We start from the raw sequence: 17,461 nt of genomic DNA, 5'->3' as shown, positions 1-17,461 counted from the left end.
CCCGCACAATCTCTCGGCGGGCCTGCCAGTCTTTGGTTCAACGAGCTTGCAGTGCGGTATTGCAGTAATCGCCGAAGCGTTGCTGTATTTGATCCTGCAGCTGTTGCATGCGCGCGCAGTGCAATTGCAACTGGCGCGGCAAGTAGTTGCGGTGAAACAGTGCCAGCCAGCCTTCGCCGCGATCATCCGGGACAATCCCGGTGAACGTGAACCCTGCCATCGACAGATTGTGCATTGCGCCGGCAAAACCTTCTGCCAGCCTGAGCCTGATCGAAACCATCCAGTGTGCCGGCAATTGCCGCAGTTGCTGGAGCACGGCACTGCTCAGTTGTTTGAGCACCATGTCATAACGCCCTGAATGCTGGTCGAAATGCATTGCTTGCCCGACCCAGGGTGAGGGTTTTTTGCGCGTGCCAAACTCGTTGCACATCTGCTGCATGAAATCGGCGCAGCTGGCTGGCCAGTCAAGCGATGGCAGCGGCCGCTCGTAGTCGTCGATGCCTCTGAAACCCATGACGATCGACTCCGGCAATATCTCGCCAAATGGCGAAGGCGCGTAGTCGGGTAACAGTCCCGTGCTGTGAAATCCGAGCCTGTCGGCCATTTTTTGCGAGTAGGCGTGATGGGTCACTTGTTTGATCGTCACGCCACGGCAGCCCAGCGCTTGCGCATGGATCAGCAACTGTTGCCCCAGCCGCGTGGCAATGTTTTGCTCACGTGTCGCTGGATGAACCACAGTCAGCGCCAGTTCGGCGACCGGCGAGCCGGCATTTCTGAACAGTGTCGCGTGGCCGAGGATTTTTTTGCCGCTCACGGCCACCAGCGAATGCCAACGGCCATCGTCGTGGTTCTGACTGATCATGTAGGGCAGATAAACGTGGGGATGAACGTAGTGGTCGCCATAGACTTCGCGGAACAGGCGGCTGACCGCCACAGCATCGGTGCTGCGGTAGTTTCTCAGGGTCACGATGTCCATGTGTGCGGCTCCGCAGAAGCATTGCCATAGAGGCGCAGGTCGACAACTTTCTGGTGTTTGCCCGAGCGGGGATGACAGGCGAAATCCTCACCGACGCAGCTCGCCACTTGCAGATTGAGTAATCCATCGGCAGTCAGTTGTTCGATCAAAGGGTACTGATCGATCAACGCCGCGCGCAGTTCTGCACTGACTTGCGTCGTGTCGAGGCGCTGCGCGGCGTGCCGCCACTTAAGGTGCAAGTCATCGCGATTGTTTGAATGATCGAGCACCAGTTGCCATTCACCTCCGGCAGCAATGCGTTGCACGATCTCGCCGATTTCGGCGGTCAGCAGGGTCAAACTGCCGACCCGCACACGCTGGCTGTCCATGCTGCGCCCCATCAAGGCGAATTTACGCATCGGTGCGCCACAAGGTTCTTTCCAGCAGGCGAGGTCGCCCACCGGATAGCGAATCAGCGGCATCAGGCGACGGGTGAAATTGGTGAGGACCAGACGTCCCGTCCGCCCGCAATCCTCGATAACCTCACCGGTCTGTTCATCGAGGATTTCCACCACACTGTGGCGGTCGAGCATGCGGTGTTCGTTCAGGGCGCAGTCACGGCTACTGAAACCGATAAACCCGGCGTCGACACTGGCGTAACCGATCGAGGCGATCCGGGCGTTGGGAAAGACCCGGCGCAACAGCAGCAATTGCCCGCCGAACAGGCTTTCGCCGCCGTAGAGCTGGGTGTCGATACCTTCAAGCGTGCGCGACTGACGCGCAAGCCATGCAGCAAACGTCAGCAGGTGCGCCGGTACACCGGCTAAAACGTTGATCCGATATTGAGCAATCGAATCGGCCAACACTGCAGAATCGACGTTACCGGTAAACGGGAATTCGGTGACGGCACTGCCCGTATGCGCGAGGGCATCGTGGACGAACACGAAACTGGCATACAGGTCGCCGACGAAAAACAGATTGGCAATGCGGTCGCCGTCATTCAGTTGCGCGGTGAGCTGGACGCCAAAGTCGCTGACCAGTGTCTGCCATTCGTCACGGGTGAATACCGACAGTTTGCCGTTGCTGCTGGTGCCACCGGTCTTGAATACCAGCGCATTGGCGAGGCTGCCTGTGAGTACTGACCAATGATCGAGGTCATGGCTCGATTGCCAGTAGGTGTGCGGATCAATCAGCGGTAATTCACCGAGGCTCGCTATACAGGGCGCGACGTTGTGCAAATGTTCGCGATAGTAATTCGAATGCGCTCGGGCAAAGCCGACCAACTGGTTCAGTTCAATTGCAGCTGTCATGGTGTTCTCTCGAAGTAATGGCGCCAGGCCGGGTGCGGTTGCTGCACTTCAACGGCGCGCATCGATCAATAAAGGGGTTTTGCCGCTGTGCTTGTTGCGGTGGAATGACGCCGGTGGGCAGACCTCGACCTCCAGTTTCAGCAGTCCGCTGCGCACCAGGGTTGCCAGGAGGGAATAGCCTTGCAGGCGTTCGAGCACATCTGCCGGTTCGCGGGGACTGCGAAACAGCAGGCTTTCAACGCCGTCAGGCGCGTGCGCCATCAGCAATTGAAATTCGGTCTGCAGATGCTCGGCCAGCGTGCTCAGGCAAATGAAATCGGTGCCGATACGCATCAGCCGACCGTGTCGCTGCAACAGTTCGAAACGCGGCGATGTCAGGCCGCAATCACATGGGCCGGATAGCCAGCGGCCGCTGTCACCCACGTCATAACGCTGGATCGGCTGGCCTTCACGCGCCTTCGAGGTGAATAACAGTCGGCCAACTTCGTCGCCGGCAACCGGCACATCGTCATCGAACGCGACAATTTCCAGCGATTGGATATCGCTCAGCAGATGGAAAACGCTATCGCCTGTCGCAGCGCAGGCATGCCCAAGCGGGCCGGCATCGACGCTGCCATACACCGCCGAACGAATGCTTTTGACGCCGCAACTTTGCAGCAGCTCACGGCAGGGCTGACTGAGGTGTTCACCGCCAAGGAAGACTTTTTCGATCCCGTTGTAATCGCGTAACGTTTGCTGCTCGTTGAGGAACAAGCGGTGCAGGGTGCTCGGCATGCCAATCAACACGCTCACGCGTTGTTCGACGATCAGTTGTGCAATCTCGCTGTAATCGTCATCGGCCGGCGCGCCCATTGGCAGGTGCGTGGCGCCGAGCAATTCCAGCACTTTGGCGAAACTGAAAAAACCGCCGTACAGCCCACCGCTGAAAAACAGGTTCATCACCCGGTCGCGGCGCGGATCAAGCCCTGCGGCAAACATGCCGTCGGCAGTCGCGCGCATTTGGCGCTGGAAGTCGCGATGGCTGAAGCCGGACAAGGTCGGCGTGCCGCTGCTGCCTCCCGAGCGGAAATACAACTGCGCAGCCGCGTTGGCAGGCCGTTCGACAAAGGCTTGTTTATCCATGATCGGCAGGTCACTGACGTCTATCGCCTGGGACTGCGGATCGAGCGTCGCGTGAGTCGGCAGCAGCGTTGCCGGCAAGCTGACCGAGACGCGGCGGCTCAAGCGTTGCAGCGCATATACACCGTCATGGGGCTCACCGTCGTAACCGTCATGAATCGCATCGATCGGTGCGATGCGCGTAACGCCAGCCGCAATCAAGGTGCGCGACAGTTCGCCGGTCTGTGCCGCAGGACACACCAGCGCGCAACTCTGCAGCACGTTGCGCCAATCGAGCAGAATGTGTGCGAGGCGAGCGCGCGGCAGCGGTTTGAGCAGCAGCGTGCGAAACAGCGGGGAGGGTGTCAGCACCTGATCGTGAGTCCAGATCACGCGCCAGCCGGGAGCACTCCAGACCTCGGCGGTCAATCCGGAAAAACTCTGGCCGAGTCGAGTCATCGCCACCCGGCTGGTGATTTCCGAGGCTTCCTGCAGCGTCGGCAGCAACGCTGGCCAGCGTTCGGCTCGACGACCGAACGCATCTGCCAGCGCCGCACCGATTTGCTTGAGAACGCCCGGCTCGTCACTGTCGACCAATAACCATTGGGGGCTCGAACACGCCTGCTGATCGAGGCGGCAGACTTCGTCGACGATGGCATCCAGCGCTTCTGCGGAAACCGAATCGGGGGTCATGTAGACGAAACTTATGCGATGTCCCCAGTCGATCCAGCGGCACCCGGAAGGCAGGTGTTGACGAATCGCCTGCAGCGCCGCAGCGCCACCCCACGCGGCAACACCATTGGCCCGTTTGCACAATTGAGCGATTTGCGTGGTTGCTACCGGCAACACGGCGAGGTAGTGACCCAACTGACCGCTTGGATCGCATTGCAGCAGTGCGCTGAGCAAGCGGGCAGTCAGGCCTTGATCGCTGCTGCTGGGGCGTAGCCAGTTGATGTTGCCGGCCAGCAGGCTCTCCACAACTGCACAGAACGCCAGCATGGGTGCATTCGCCGGGGTGATGTGCACAACCAGTCCGAGCGGACTCCAGTTCTCGAAGCGCGCTTGCGTGTAATCGAGGCGTCGCAGAGAACCGGGTTGATCGCCGAGCTCGCGTTCAAGTTTGCTTTGCAGCGCCTGCGGCTGGCAAAACCCGATCAAAGCCTGGCGCTGATCTTCATCCAGCACTACGTTGCTATCGCCGCTGCGCAATTGTTCGGCAAAACGCGCCGCCGCGTGAATCACTGTGCGGCTGTGCAGCGGGCTCGCCAGATGTTGTGGCAGCGCCTGGTGCAATTGTTCCAGGGCCGTGTCGACAGGGTAATCGGCGTGCAGTTGTCCGTTGATCAAATACATATCAATGCTCTCCGAGCAATTCGGCCGCAGCCATTGCGCAACTTCTGCTGGCAGTGGTGCCGGCACGGCCATGCAGTTCGAACCAGTCGGCGCTCAATCCGCATCCGCAGGTTGTACCGGTATGCAGGGTGGCGAGATCGCTCATGACCACCGCATGGGCGGGGCTTGACGAGATATAGGGCGAGACGAATCCGAGCAGGCCACGTTGGCCAAAGGGCAGCACGCGCAAGTCCGCCGGATCGCGCACATAGGCCTTGGCATATACCGGCACATGGAAGTGGTGGTGACTGCATTCGACATACGGCACCGCATGCTCGACAGCGCCATAGCCATCACGGCAATCCGTGGTATCGATGCCCAATTGCTGGTGGATGCGTGCATACAACTGCGCCTTGGGGATTTCCTCGCGGGCGCGGGTTTTCCAGCCGCCACCAAAAAATGCCAGCGAGCCTGATGGCAATTGCAGGTCTTTCACGGTGGTTGCCTGCATGTGCTCGAGGGACTGCCAGAGGAATGCGGGGAAACCGAAAATGCGCACCGGCATACCCTCTTCGGCGAACGACTGCAAAGCGGCGATCACCCCGAACACGTCGAACTGATGACCATCGCCAGTGTTGCGCAAGGCATAGGCGACACGGTTGGCCTTGGCAAAGCGACACAGGAACTGGTCGGTGTATGAGGTTCCCAGGCTGATTTGCCCCTGCGGTTCATAGCTCAACAGCAGGTAGTTGCACGGCGTGTCCGGTGTGTTCCAGCCGTAATGCTGAAAAATTCGCTCAACCATGTATTGCGCACCGGCAATGCTGCGTTCGTCATAGCGCATGCGGCTTTTCTGGCCGCTGGTGCCGGAGGACGTCAGCTCCAGCGCGTTTTCGCCCGTTGAGCTGAGCAGCAATTGTTGCTTGAAGAAGTTGGCGAAGATCGCTGGCAAGCGCGACCAGTCTTCAAGACTGTCGAGGTCGCTTTCCTTTAAACCGTTGGCATTCAGCCAATGCCGATAGCCCGGTGTCTGCTGACAATGAAAGTGACTGATTTCGGCCATCGCCCGGTCGAACAGACCGGCCGGCACGGAATCGGCGCAATAGGGCTGCGGCAACGCACAAAGCGCATCGCCCAGGGGGAAGTGATTAATCATCAATATCCATCATCGAGAGGGGACAGGGGGGAACGCACCCGGTCAGGTGCGCAGAACACGCTGCAAGGGGGGCAGGCACAACAGGCCGCCGAAAGCGGCCCACAAGCTAAAAAGTTTGAGGCTGGTGCCACCTCCAAGCGTCGCAATCAGCCAGCCGCCAGCGCCCATGACAGCAATCGAAAGCATGCCGATCATGGCGGACACCAGACCTTTGCTGTCCTCGCTGGCAAACAGGGCGATTCGATACAGCACCGCATTGCTCATACCCAGGCCGACCGCATACATCGCCAGCGCTGCGACCAGCATCGGCACCGATTCATCGGTCAGCATCGAACAGAGCAGGGCCAGCAATCCAAGGCAGTAAGGCCACAGCGCCAGACCAATCAAACGCGGCAGTGCGTGGGTGGGCAGCAGTCGATCAAGGAGAAGGTTGCCGACAATCACGGCGGCAAATACCGGTATCTGCCACAGGCCATATTCCACGGCAGACAAGCCTTGCCATTGCATCAACAACAAGGGGGCAAGGCCGATCCAGGCGATCAGCGGCAAACTCATGAACCCCAGCGCAAGGCTTGCGCAAAGGAAGGTGCGGTTACCCAGTAGCGCTGCGTAGCGTCGCAAGATCTGCCTGAAAGACAGCGGCGTCGGCGGCAGATGTTTGCCGTCATTGCGCAGTACACCGATGGTTTCCGGCATGCACATCAGCAATAGCAGCCAGGCCAGCGCTGCGGCAAACCCGAGGCCGAGAAACAGCTGTCGCCAACTCAGCCATTCCAGCAACAGGCTGCCCAACAGTGGCGCAAGCAACGGAGACAGCAATGCAACGTTGCCGAGCAGCGCCATGAGGCGTACGGCATCGGCCTCGCGGAAAACTTCCTGCAATGCCGGATAGCTGACGGCGACGACAAAGCCCAGGCCCATGCCTTGTATCAGGCGCAATACATTGAATGCTTCGATCGAGCGTGTCGCTATGGCTGCCGAACTGGCTAGAGCAAACAGTGCGCAGCCGATCAACAACAAACGTCGTCGTCCATAACGATCGGATAAAGGCCCGATCAGCCATTGCAGACAGACCCCGCCGATCAGATAAAGATTGAATGCATTTGGCACATGACGTGCGTCTGCTTCGAACTCCTTAACCACGCTGAGCATGGCCGGCATGATCATGTCGCTGGCCATGTAGGTCAGAAGTTCGAAGAGGGTTATGGCCAAGCAAAATCCAATGATTTTTACCGGTCCAAGGGCGATGAGTGTTCTCTGCATGACATCCTGTCTCTTTTGTCAAAAACCTGCTGCATAGCCTATTGGGGCTTGGCTGGGCGTGCTAACGGTCTGCGTAGACAGGAAATTTCAAAAAGTAGCGGGTTGTTTCGATGCGCTCTGAGCGCTGGCTGGCGGGGCTTTGAGATAACTTGAGGCAAAAAAAATGCCCACCAGAAGGCGGGCATTTTTTGCTGTTGAATCTACGGGATCAGCCATCATCCAGCGGGGCGAACAATCCTGTTCTATCGATGGTAGTAGCCGGGGCCACCGCCATAGTAGCGATGGTGGTCATCGTGCCACCCGCCGTGGGGAAATATGATGCAACCACTCAAGGTCAGCACGGCAAGCAGGGGAATCAGCCAGGCGATTCGACGGAACATTTCTACAATCCTCATGGTTACGCCGCCATGAAGCCAAAACTCTTCAGCGGCTGTAACATGAGACTCCGGCAATTGCCGCGCATCCCCGAAACAAGGTATGTGCCTGGCATGTTAACGGATACAAACCGGATACATTCCAACGCTTCAGGAACCTGCAATGACTCAGTCGCAACGCTTGAAATACTCGATTCTGATCGCCCTCATGGTGCTGGCAATCATGCTCGGCCTGTCCTGGCTGCAAAACACCGGGGCGATCAGTGAGAAAATGTTCCAGTACATCGCCATCGGTGTGGCGGTGGTCGTGGTAGTGATCAACGCCGTGATGCGCCGCAAGGTCAAACCCTGACGGCGACTGCTTGATGCATCACTCGTTGTCGAGAATCGCAGCAGCCTGCGGGTGCAGGCTGTAGCTCTTGTCGGCGTTGATGGTGATCACGCCTTCGGCGCACAAACGCTTCAATACTTCGCGCACGCTGAGAAACGACAGCGGAATGTCCAGATCGAGCAATTGGCTGTGCACGCCACGCACGCCAAGGCGACGATTGCCATGCGCAGCGCTCAACAGCGCGTCGATGACCTTCAGACGAATCAGGCTGGTGCGCAGGCCGAAACTCTTTAGCAGCAGGCGGATTCGTTCATTGCCGTGGCGCTCGATCCTTTGTCCGAAATCGCTGGCGCTCGGCCCCATGGAAGCTCCTTGTGGCGCCTGGCTACCTTCCGTTGGTAGTTGCGAGTTGTACATGCGGTGACTCCTTTTCAGGACCTGATCAGGAAAGGGTTTTTTGTGCTCTCTCTAAACAAGACGTTTCAGCACGACAAATCATGAAGGGCAATATGTAGAAAATTTGTCGCTGATTTGTCGTTTCCCCGTAATCACGGCTCCAGATAGCTGCCTACCCGGCTAAATTTTTTTTCGCCGATTCGTTTCCTGAACAGCAGCATTGCGCCCAGGCGCGAGCATGACTTTCAGATCGGACCCGGCGCAATTGGTGTTTTTCTACGTCTTGCGCGGGCCGATCCTTGCCTTATCGATCAGGAGCGAGCGTGATTATTTCCAGGCAGTTAACCGGGTTGGCCCTTGCCGGCATGTTTCTCGGGCTGAGTCTGTCAGCCCATGCGCTCAGTCCCGCCACCCAGGCCAGTGCCGATATTCGTCGCACCGCTTTTGGTGTGCCGCACATTCGCGCCGAAAACGAGCGTGGCCTGGGTTTCGGCATTGGCTACGCCTATGCGCAGGACAATCTGTGTTTGCTGGCCAACGAGATCGTTACGGTCAACGGCCAACGTTCGCGTTATTTCGGCCCGGATCAGTTCACCGTCGAGGAGCGTGAAAATCGTGTCAGCGATGTGTTCTTCACCTGGTTGAACACGCCCGAGGCAGTGCAGGCGTTCTGGCAGGCGCAGCCGACCGAGGTGCGCGACCTGATGCAGGGTTATGTCGCCGGCTATAACCGCTATCTTGGCGAGCGCCGTCAGCAAGGGCTGCCGCAGCAATGCCAAGGCGAGTGGGTACGCGATATCGCCGCCGAAGACCTGGTCAAACTGACCCGTCGGCTATTGGTTGAAGGCGGTGTCGGGCAGTTCGCCGAAGCCTTGGCCGGGGCCACTCCGCCGCAAGCCAGCGCGCAAATCGAGCAGCCATCACACGCTTGGCAACTGGCCGACACGCGTCAGCAACGCTTTGCCCTGGATCGCGGCAGCAACGCCGTGGCGGTGGGCAGCGAGCGGTCGTTCAATGGTCGTGGGATGTTGCTGGCCAACCCGCATTTTCCTTGGGTCGGCGGCATGCGTTTCTATCAGATGCACCTGACCATACCTGGCAAACTCGACGTCATGGGTGCCGCTCTGCCGGGGTTGCCGATGATCAATATCGGTTTCAACCAGCATCTGGCCTGGACCCACACGGTCGACTCTTCGAAGCACTTCACCCTGTATCGCCTGCAACTCGATCCAAGGGATTCGACGCGCTATTTGCTCGACGGCAAATCCCTGCCGCTGAACAAGCAGACGGTGACCGTGCAGGTCAAACAGGCGGATGGTCAGGTCGTGCCGGTGTCGCGTGAGATCTACAGCTCGCAGTTCGGGCCGATCGTGCAGTGGCCGGGCAAGCTCGACTGGGATCACCAATATGCGTTCAGCCTGCGCGATGCCAACCTCGAAAATGATCGCGTGCTCAAACAGTGGTACGCGATGAACCAGGCCAACAGTCTCAAGGATCTGCAGGATTCGGTGCACAAGATTCAGGGCATTCCGTGGGTCAATACCCTGGCGGTCGATGACAAGGGCCAGACGCTGTACATGAATCTGTCAGTGGTGCCGAACGTCAGCGCTGACAAGCTCGCCAAGTGCAGTGATCCGCGCGCCGGTTTGCAGATGATCGTGCTCGACGGTGCCCGCAGTGGCTGTGCCTGGGATATCGATCCGCAAGCCGCGCAGCCGGGTATTTATGCCTCCAGCCAGTTACCGCAACTGCTGCGTAAAGACTTCGTCCAGCACTCCAACGATTCCGCGTGGCTGGCCAACCCGGCGCAACCGCTGACCGGTTTCTCACCGCTGATCAGTCAGGACAGCCAACCGCTGGGTATGCGCTCGCGCTTCGCCCTGGATCGTCTCGCGTCGCTGGACAAGCAAGGCCCGTTGGCGGTGCAGGATCTGCAACGGATGGTGATGGACGACAACGTCTATCTGGCGAGCCAGGTGTTACCGGACCTGCTGAAATTCTGCGCGAAGGACCTTGGCGCGGACGCGAGCAAACTGAAGCCGGTCTGCGCCAGCCTCAAAGCCTGGGATGGCCGCGCGAATCTGGATTCCGGCAGCGGCCTGGTGCATTTCCAGAACATCATGCAAACCCTGCAGGAATCACCGCAGGTCTGGCGTGTCGCGTTCGACCCGAAGGCCGCGCAAAGCACGCCGCGCGGGCTTGCCATCGAACAGCCTGACGTCAGCAAAGCCGTGCGCGAAGCGATGCTCGCCTCGCTCGAACTGAGCAGCCAAATGGGCATCAAGCCTGATACCCGCTGGGGCGATATCCAAGTGGTCAGCAGTGGTGGTCAGCAAACCGCGATTCACGGCGGGCCAGGTACTCTCGGCATCTACAACGCCATTCAGAGCGTTCCGCGTGAAGACGGCAAACTCGAAGTGGTCAGCGGCACCAGCTATCTGCAAGTGGTGAGCTTTGACGATAAAGGACCGCACGCTCAGGGGCTGCTGGCGTTCTCGCTGTCCAGCGATCCGGCGTCGAAATACTCGCGCGACCAGACCGAAGCGTTTTCGAAGAAGCAGTGGAGCGTCTTGCCCTTCACCGAGCAGCAGATCAAGGCTGATCCGCAGTATCAGGTGCAGAGCATCAGCGAAGCGGCGGATAAGGTGGCTGCGCAATAGACGTCTGCGTCGCAATGAGAAAGCCGCTGTCCTCTGATTGAGGGCGGCGGTTTTTTTTCACCTGCAATCGTCTAAGGCGCCGGGACTTTTTGGCGTGCGGCACATTGTGTCGAGTTGGCGGAGGATATGGGGGGCAAGTCAGATGGAGAAGGGGCTACTGCGCAACCCAACGGGGATAAATCCCCTTGCCACTGGGTTGTCAGGACTTCGGTGCGTGCTTGGGGATCGAGTTGATCACCGGATTGCCTTCGGCATTGCGGGTCAGGTAGACCGGCAGCACTTTGGGCAGAGAGTTGACGAGGCCGTTGATCTCTTTGATGTTGTAGACGCCGCCCACGCGGATCGCGCCGGTGCTGGTGTCGGCGAGCATCAGCGGGTTGTTCAGGTAACGGTTGATCAGCGGCAACGCGTCGTTCAGTGCAAGGTTGTCGAGGATCAGTTTGCCGTTGCGCCACGCCAGTGAACTGTCATTGTCGTAGGTCTGGCTGATCTGTGGCGTGTAGTCGCCATGCCTGTACTGCGCCTGCATCGACGGGCCGAGGCGCAAACCGTCGCCAGGCAATGCCGTGTTGCTGGTGACCAGCACCGAGCCTTCGACCAGATTGACGCGTACCTGATCTTCATACATCCACACGTTGAAGCGAGTGCCGGTGACGCGGACGCGACCTTCGGCAGCCTTGACGATGAATGGGTGAGTGATGTCGTGACTGACGCTGAAAAACGCTTCACCCTTTTTCAGGGTGACCCGGCGTTCGTCCTTGTAGTTGCTGTAGGTCAGCTCGGTGTTCAGGTTCAGCTCGACCTGGCTGCCATCGTTCAAAGTGACTTGGCGGACATTGTCGCTGGCTTCGAAATGCTGGTAGCTGTTGGGTAGCCAGCCCATGTTCCACCCGGTGTAGGCGACCAGTGGCAGGCCCAGCGCGAAGATGCTGGCGGATATTGCATATTGACGCCAGGCCGGGGCCGGATTGCTGGCCGGCAGCGCGACGACAGGATCCGGACGCGGCAGATGTTCGGCGACGTCCCAGATCTCCAGCATCGCTTCGTATTCGAAGGCATGGAGCGGATGCGCCTCGCGCCATTGCTCGAATGCCACACGCTCCTCGGCGGAACAGTCGACTGCGTGCAGACGCATGCACCAATGCGCGGCGGCATCGGTGATCGCATCGTATTCGGCTTCCGAGAGGGTGTCTTCGGTCATTGACTCATCCTGGTTTGCTGCATTCTAACCTTCCGGGCCGTTGGTCGAGAACAACCGTCATGGCATTTACCCATCAAATTGGAACTTATTTTCCTCGGCAACACCCAAAAACAGGACGTCTGACGAACATCATCCATAAATGGAGTGAAAAAATGATCAAAAGAACCTTCGCAGCTTTCGTGGCAACCGCCGCCTTGTTGAGTGCCGGCGCGGCCATGGCCGACCGCCCGGGTGCGGGATGGATCACCATCGAGAAGGCTATCGAGATTATCAAGACCAAGGCCGGTTACGTCGAAGTGTATGAGATCGAAGCCGACAACGACGGCTACTGGAAAGGCGAGGGGCGCAAAGCCGATGGCGTGGTCTATGAGTTCCGCATCGACGGTGCCTCGGGCAACGTGTTGCGCGACCAGAAAGACTGACCTCGCCGCGTAATCAAGCGATGCGCAGGCACCATGGCCTGCGCATTTTTTTTGCCGGTCAGCTCAGCGCTTCGTTGGGGCTGGTAACCGGGTCCAGTTGCCGACCCATTTCACAGATCAGAAAAGCGATCGAATCGGCATTGCGCAAAATCGTGTCGATGCGCGGGTGTGGATTGGATGTGCTCAGAAATGCCGTTCGCGCGTCCTCGACGGTTGGGCTCTGCGTGACTTTGAGAATTTCCTTGGCGACATGCTCGATACCTGGAATCTCATCGAAGCTGATCCACTCCTGCAGTTCATTGCTCCAGCGTGCAAACAGCTCCTCGCGCGGTGTTTCGAGTGACAGTGCTTCGCGCTGGAATCGCGTCTGGGTCTCTTTCATCGCCGCGCCGTAACCGGTAATGGTGGCAATCAGGTCACTGAACGGCCGCCGGGCTTCGAGGGACGCGATGTCCACCGCCTTGTTGGCCTGATGGGCGAATTCATGGATCAGCGTGGATGCCTGGGCATGCCCCTCGACGTTGAACGGCTGGGTGAGGCCAACCTTGTACCAGTCGAGTTCCTGATTGAAGAATTTTTCAGTGAAATGCACCATTTTCCGTGCGTCGTCATCAAGCACGAAGGCGATCAGCCCGCTGTTGCGGTATTTGTTCGAGCCGACGACGAAGCGGTCGGTGTTCATCAGGTCTTCGGTAGGGTCGACCAGGGCATTGCAGATCGGCACGATGGTCTTTTTGATCTTGGCGAGAATGTCGGCATCGATGCGTTGCACGCCGAAGAACGATTTGAGGAACGTGTCCAGTCGCGTCCCAGGGGCATGGTTTTTCAGTTGCGCCATGTTGTGCAGGCTGTTGAGCGCATAGTACCGGGCCATGTCGACGGCCTGCGTCAGCAACCGTGCCTTTTCCGGGTGCCTGGCGCGAATTTCTGCCATGCCCTGGGCTTCGATGTTCAACCACACTCTGGCTTCTCGCTCGTTGGCGTGGCGGTTGTACATTTTTGACAAGGCTTTGCCGAAATGCACGGTGTGCCGGTCGGTATCGATAATCAGCTGTCGGGATGCCGTGTGTTGCAATACCGGGCCTGCCTGTTCGGCTCCCTTGATCTGCCAGACCGCTCCAGGCTTCTCCACTGGATAGACCTTGCCGGCGATCGGCGCATAGAGGGTTTTCGTCGGCAGATCCTCATAGGTGCCATCCGCCACTTTATGCGTCAGGTCTTTTAACGCAATCGTGGGTGTTTCGAACGTTTGCAGATTAGTGCGAGACGCCGCAGTGGGGCGAATCTCCTGCCATTGAGGCGCGCTGGGCGTTGTTGCGACGGGCACCTGCTGAATCGATGCTTCTTTTGTAGTCAATTTCGACTCCAGTGAAAGCCGACCGAGGGTGATCATTTCTGCGGCGCCGGCAATAAACGTTTCCAGCGCACGCTTCCAGTGATGATCCTGTAGCGCCTCGGCGGAGTTCATGGCGTCCTTGAAGGCTTGCCAGAGAAACTGCACATAGGCGAGTTTGCCCGGCAGCAGTCCGCGAACCAGTTTGATGCCGGAACTGAAGAGGTTTTTCGCCACTTCCCAGTCCTCTTGTGCCGACGGCAACGAATGACTGCTCAGCAAGCGTGGCAACAACGCAAGGTTGTCACTGAACAGTTGCATCAGCGCATTGCCGTCGACAGATTTTGACGCGAGGGTTATTTCGCTGGTTTGTCCGGTACTGCTCTTGAACAGCGCGCCGAAGATCGATTGTTCGCTGGCGGGCAACCGTCGCAGCAGCAGGTTCTGTAGTGCCCCCGGAATGTTGAGGGCGGAGATGACAGCAGCTTCATCGGCAAATTCGCTGAACGCTTGTTCACCGTGGTACGGCGTATACAGCACTTGTGGCCCGGGTTTGCCGGATGCGGGGCCGATCAGGTACATACCAAGAGCGGTGACGGCTTTTGCTCCGGCGGTTTTGATCAGCGCCAGTGGACGCAACAGCGCATCGGCCCCCGGCACCCTTGCGCGCGCGGTGGCATCCGGCATGTCGAGTACCTGAGTGATCAGGTCGAAGGCCATAGCGCTCAACCGCTGTTGCAGTTTCAATTGATGAGCGTGTTGCAGGAGTTGCCAGGGCAACTGACGGACATAGCGCTGTTGGCATGCTTGTGCATCGCTATTTTTGGCTGAGAGTGCGCTGGTGAGCTTGTTGGCGAACGTCGAGCCTATATCCAGCGATAGCAGCAGGCTTCGGATTGCTTGCTGGTCGATATTCTTCGGCAGCACGGCGTTCGTACCTGACGTCACCTTGAAGCTGGTTTGCTGGGCGGTGTGGCTATGATTCAGGGCGAAATCGGTGAGGCTCATGGCAGGACCGGCCAAGGCCAGCGCCGGGGTGATCGCGATTTGCCGGGGATCAAGGTCCGGTGCCTAGAAACGGCTGGACAACAATGACTTCAGGGTCTGCTGAACATAGTCATGCAGGGTCGGCAGCCCGTGCAGATAGTCTTTGTCATCCGTGACGCTGTTGCGCCATTGCTCGAGTATTTCGAGGTGCAGTTGCTGATCACCGAGCGCGGCCATGCCCAGCCATGCCGGTAGTGACTGTTGCTTGCCGAGGGCTTTGGCCAGTGCGCTGGCCTGATGCAGGTTGCTGTCGATTACCTGCTGGCTCAGGTTTTTGAGCGCGTTATTCTTGGCGAGTTTCGGCACATTCAGATCCCGCACGCGTTTGCAGCGCTGGAGAAACTGCTCGATGGCCGATTGCACGCGGTTCTCTGGCACGCTTTCGCCGATCAGGTGGAACTCTGCCATCGTGTATTTCTGGTGAAAGCCATTGCTGAGCGGTGAAAGGTTCTCCAGCAGCAAGGGTCTTTTTTCCGAGTCGAGCAATCGCTGGTTCAGAACTGACCGCACCGCGTCGACGCCATCGAATACTTCAAGGCCCAAGGCAGGTGTCCACAACAGCGCGCGCCCTGAATGCTGATTATCGAGGCCTCCACGTTCGGTCAGCATGACGCAGTTCGCCAGCGGTGAAATTTCGCTCTGGCCGGTAGCCTGCAAGCTGAGCGAAAAGGCGTCGGGACGGAAGCCGTTGAGGCCCTTGCGCCGAGCGCGCTCAGGCTTTTCGGGGTTGAATACCGTATCGACAATCGCTTGTTCATCACGGCGCAATGTACCGTTGAGCACGCGAATTCTGGCTTCACCGGTCATGCCGACAAACAGCGCATGCGCGAGTTTGTTTTTCATGTTGTCCAGGTACAGGCTTTGCAACGCTGGCGTTGTGATCGGTTGCGCGAAAAAGTCGCCGCTGATGGCGTCCAGCACACTGGCAAATTTCTTCGTTTCAGCCGCCGCCGCATCTGCGCTCAACAAAGACGGCAGAACGCCGCCGCTGAGTGCCGGGCGGGTACTCCAGCGCCCTGCGGTGTCGAGCGTCAGCAGGCGATCGTGGAGCATCGAGCGGACATCCAGCGCTTTATCGAACAGGGCGCGGATGTCTATCGCACCTTCGCTGTGACGAAATACCTGCAAGGCATATTCGATGTTCTGGCGTTGCTTGGTGATAATGCCGGACAGCAGCACGGCAAAGATGTCGCCAGCGATCATTTCACCCGAGACGTGGGGTTTGTCGAAGCCAAGAAACTGCTGGCGTTCCTCCAGGCTCAGCAAGCCATAGAGTTCCTCTTCGTGGCCAGCACTGCTGAACTTGCTCAGCAGTGTATTTTTCAGATCCTGATAATCCTTGAGCACCTGCAACCCTTGAGAGGGGGTGTACAGGCAGGCGTCGGTGTGGCTGAACATCAGCGAACCTGCCAGCTCGACGAAGTTGGCCTGGTATTCCCACAAACGTACGGTTTCCAGTGTGGCAATGCGCCGGGAAACGCTATCGAGTTCTATCCATGCCAGCAGGTCTGTGCATTTTTTTGCATCGATGATGCCCGCCTCGCGCTTGAGTACGAAGTCGGTGAGCGCCTGTTGGCGGATGGCCTGGGTGAAGAACGCGCGCCGTGTGCTGCCGTCGGCGCTTGCTCCGTTCCAGTAAACTTCCATCTGTTTGTAAAGCCGGGTCAGGAGGTTGGCGGAGGCGTTTTTGACCGCGCTTTCCCAGTGCTTTTGGTCGTCAGTCTGAGCCGGCCTGTGCGGATGGGAAAATACATGGGTCTGATCGGCAGGCCATCCGCCATGGCGGTAATAAAGCAGCACGGCATCAGTCAGTGTCATTGTATCGAGCCAGCGTCTCGGCCCCGTATCATCGGCAGTATCAGTGCCCGCGTGAAAACTCAGACGAGTCTGGGCCTGGTTCACACCCGGCATCGTCAAAGCCAGCAATTGGGCAAGGATGGTCTCAAGCAGGGCGCCGAGCGCGGGCAGGTGCAACGTCTCGTTGAGCAAAGCCTGGGCGTTGAGGCTCTGGCAGTGTTCGAGCGCGGCGCGCTGATCATCGAATATGTCGCCGTCGATGAGTTGGCAGGTCACGGTCATACCGCGCTTTTCCAGCAGGTATTTGCGTTGCGACAGGGCGAGGAACGCCAGCAACCGGTCCTTTTCGTCAGCTTCGTTGAGGCGTTGTTCGAGGTGTCCGGTCAAGGCCTTGAGGCTGTCGAACTTCTTCAATCCTGCAAACGGCGTGTAAAGCAGGTAAGCGCCGTCTTCGGGAGTGCTACTGAGGATGAAACAGCCGGCCAGCGGCAGGGCGGGTGGATCCTCGGTATTGAGCAGCAAACGATGAGCAAGCATGGGCGGCGTTTGCTGACTGCGCAGGGCCTGGGTAGCCAGTTGTACATGCTGCAGCCATTTGAAGTCCTGGGTGGACAGATTGTGTGCAACACCGAGTTCGGCCCATAGGCCAGGAGAGTCAAGAAAAAAGGCAAACAGCAGCGGTGGAACGGAAGCGGACATTGTCGGGTCTCGGTCAGGCGGCTTTCAGTGCGCCGGTAAATTGAACTGCCAGCCTAAAAGCCCTGCGGTCAGAGAAGGTGGTACATA

At 58.5% G+C, this 17,461-nt stretch carries 12 protein-coding genes; 3 read left to right on the top strand and 9 right to left on the bottom strand.

What is annotated here, in order from left to right; all coding sequences use genetic code 11:
* Positions 1 to 37: 37 nt before the first annotated feature.
* From QOL84_RS06270 to QOL84_RS06250, 5 genes are read right to left on the bottom strand one after another with little or no spacing between them, the layout of a single operon-like run.
* Positions 38 to 976 (bottom strand): GNAT family N-acetyltransferase, encoded by a 939-nt coding sequence (locus tag QOL84_RS06270; protein ID WP_283436595.1) that lies wholly within the window; start codon positions 974 to 976, stop codon positions 38 to 40.
* Positions 964 to 2,265, bottom strand: a complete 1,302-nt coding sequence (locus tag QOL84_RS06265) for a phenylacetate--CoA ligase family protein (protein WP_283436594.1) — start codon at positions 2,263 to 2,265, stop codon at positions 964 to 966. Before QOL84_RS06265 ends, QOL84_RS06270 begins: the two co-directional genes overlap by 13 nt.
* Positions 2,266 to 2,313: 48 nt before the next feature.
* On the bottom strand, positions 2,314 to 4,716 hold the full coding sequence (locus tag QOL84_RS06260) for an acyl-CoA reductase (protein WP_283436593.1): 2,403 nt from the start codon (positions 4,714 to 4,716) through the stop codon (positions 2,314 to 2,316).
* Position 4,717: 1 nt separating this feature from the next.
* Positions 4,718 to 5,848 (bottom strand): LuxE/PaaK family acyltransferase, encoded by a 1,131-nt coding sequence (locus QOL84_RS06255; RefSeq protein ID WP_283438628.1) that lies wholly within the window; start codon positions 5,846 to 5,848, stop codon positions 4,718 to 4,720.
* A 45-nt stretch (positions 5,849 to 5,893) separates the two neighbouring features.
* Positions 5,894 to 7,114, bottom strand: a complete 1,221-nt coding sequence (locus QOL84_RS06250) for an MFS transporter (RefSeq protein WP_283436592.1) — start codon at positions 7,112 to 7,114, stop codon at positions 5,894 to 5,896.
* A 537-nt stretch (positions 7,115 to 7,651) separates the two neighbouring features.
* On the opposite strand from QOL84_RS06250, the gene QOL84_RS06245 reads away from it, so the two are divergent.
* Positions 7,652 to 7,840, top strand: coding sequence for a hypothetical protein (locus tag QOL84_RS06245; protein ID WP_283436591.1), 189 nt, complete (start codon positions 7,652 to 7,654; stop codon positions 7,838 to 7,840).
* A gap of 18 nt (positions 7,841 to 7,858) precedes the next feature.
* Here the strand turns inward: QOL84_RS06245 and QOL84_RS06240 are convergent, their stop codons facing one another.
* On the bottom strand, positions 7,859 to 8,236 hold the full coding sequence (locus tag QOL84_RS06240; protein WP_129393542.1) for a fe2+ zn2+ uptake regulation protein: 378 nt from the start codon (positions 8,234 to 8,236) through the stop codon (positions 7,859 to 7,861).
* Between the two features lie 302 nt (positions 8,237 to 8,538).
* Here QOL84_RS06240 and pvdQ point away from each other — a divergent pair, with 302 nt between their 5' ends.
* Positions 8,539 to 10,875: a bifunctional acylase PvdQ gene (gene pvdQ / locus QOL84_RS06235; protein ID WP_283436590.1), complete on the top strand. Its 2,337-nt coding sequence runs from the start codon at positions 8,539 to 8,541 to the stop codon at positions 10,873 to 10,875.
* Positions 10,876 to 11,074: 199 nt separating this feature from the next.
* Here pvdQ and QOL84_RS06230 read toward each other — a convergent pair whose 3' ends face one another.
* Positions 11,075 to 12,076: a FecR family protein gene (locus QOL84_RS06230; RefSeq protein ID WP_283436589.1), complete on the bottom strand. Its 1,002-nt coding sequence runs from the start codon at positions 12,074 to 12,076 to the stop codon at positions 11,075 to 11,077.
* 152 nt (positions 12,077 to 12,228) lie between these two features.
* On the opposite strand from QOL84_RS06230, the gene QOL84_RS06225 reads away from it, so the two are divergent.
* Positions 12,229 to 12,498, top strand: coding sequence for a PepSY domain-containing protein (locus QOL84_RS06225; protein WP_122855145.1), 270 nt, complete (start codon positions 12,229 to 12,231; stop codon positions 12,496 to 12,498).
* A gap of 58 nt (positions 12,499 to 12,556) precedes the next feature.
* Here the strand turns inward: QOL84_RS06225 and QOL84_RS29425 are convergent, their stop codons facing one another.
* Complete coding sequence (locus QOL84_RS29425) at positions 12,557 to 14,839, bottom strand: dermonecrotic toxin domain-containing protein (protein ID WP_346772239.1); 2,283 nt, start codon at positions 14,837 to 14,839, stop codon at positions 12,557 to 12,559.
* Between the two features lie 63 nt (positions 14,840 to 14,902).
* Positions 14,903 to 17,374: a dermonecrotic toxin domain-containing protein gene (locus QOL84_RS29420; protein WP_346772238.1), complete on the bottom strand. Its 2,472-nt coding sequence runs from the start codon at positions 17,372 to 17,374 to the stop codon at positions 14,903 to 14,905.
* Positions 17,375 to 17,461 lie beyond the last annotated feature (87 nt).

Origin of the sequence: Pseudomonas helmanticensis (genome assembly GCF_900182985.1) — a bacterium.
In the GTDB taxonomy this organism is placed as follows: domain Bacteria; phylum Pseudomonadota; class Gammaproteobacteria; order Pseudomonadales; family Pseudomonadaceae; genus Aquipseudomonas; species Aquipseudomonas helmanticensis.
Note: the sequence above shows the minus strand (reverse complement) of the source record. Positions and strands in the feature narration are given on the sequence as shown.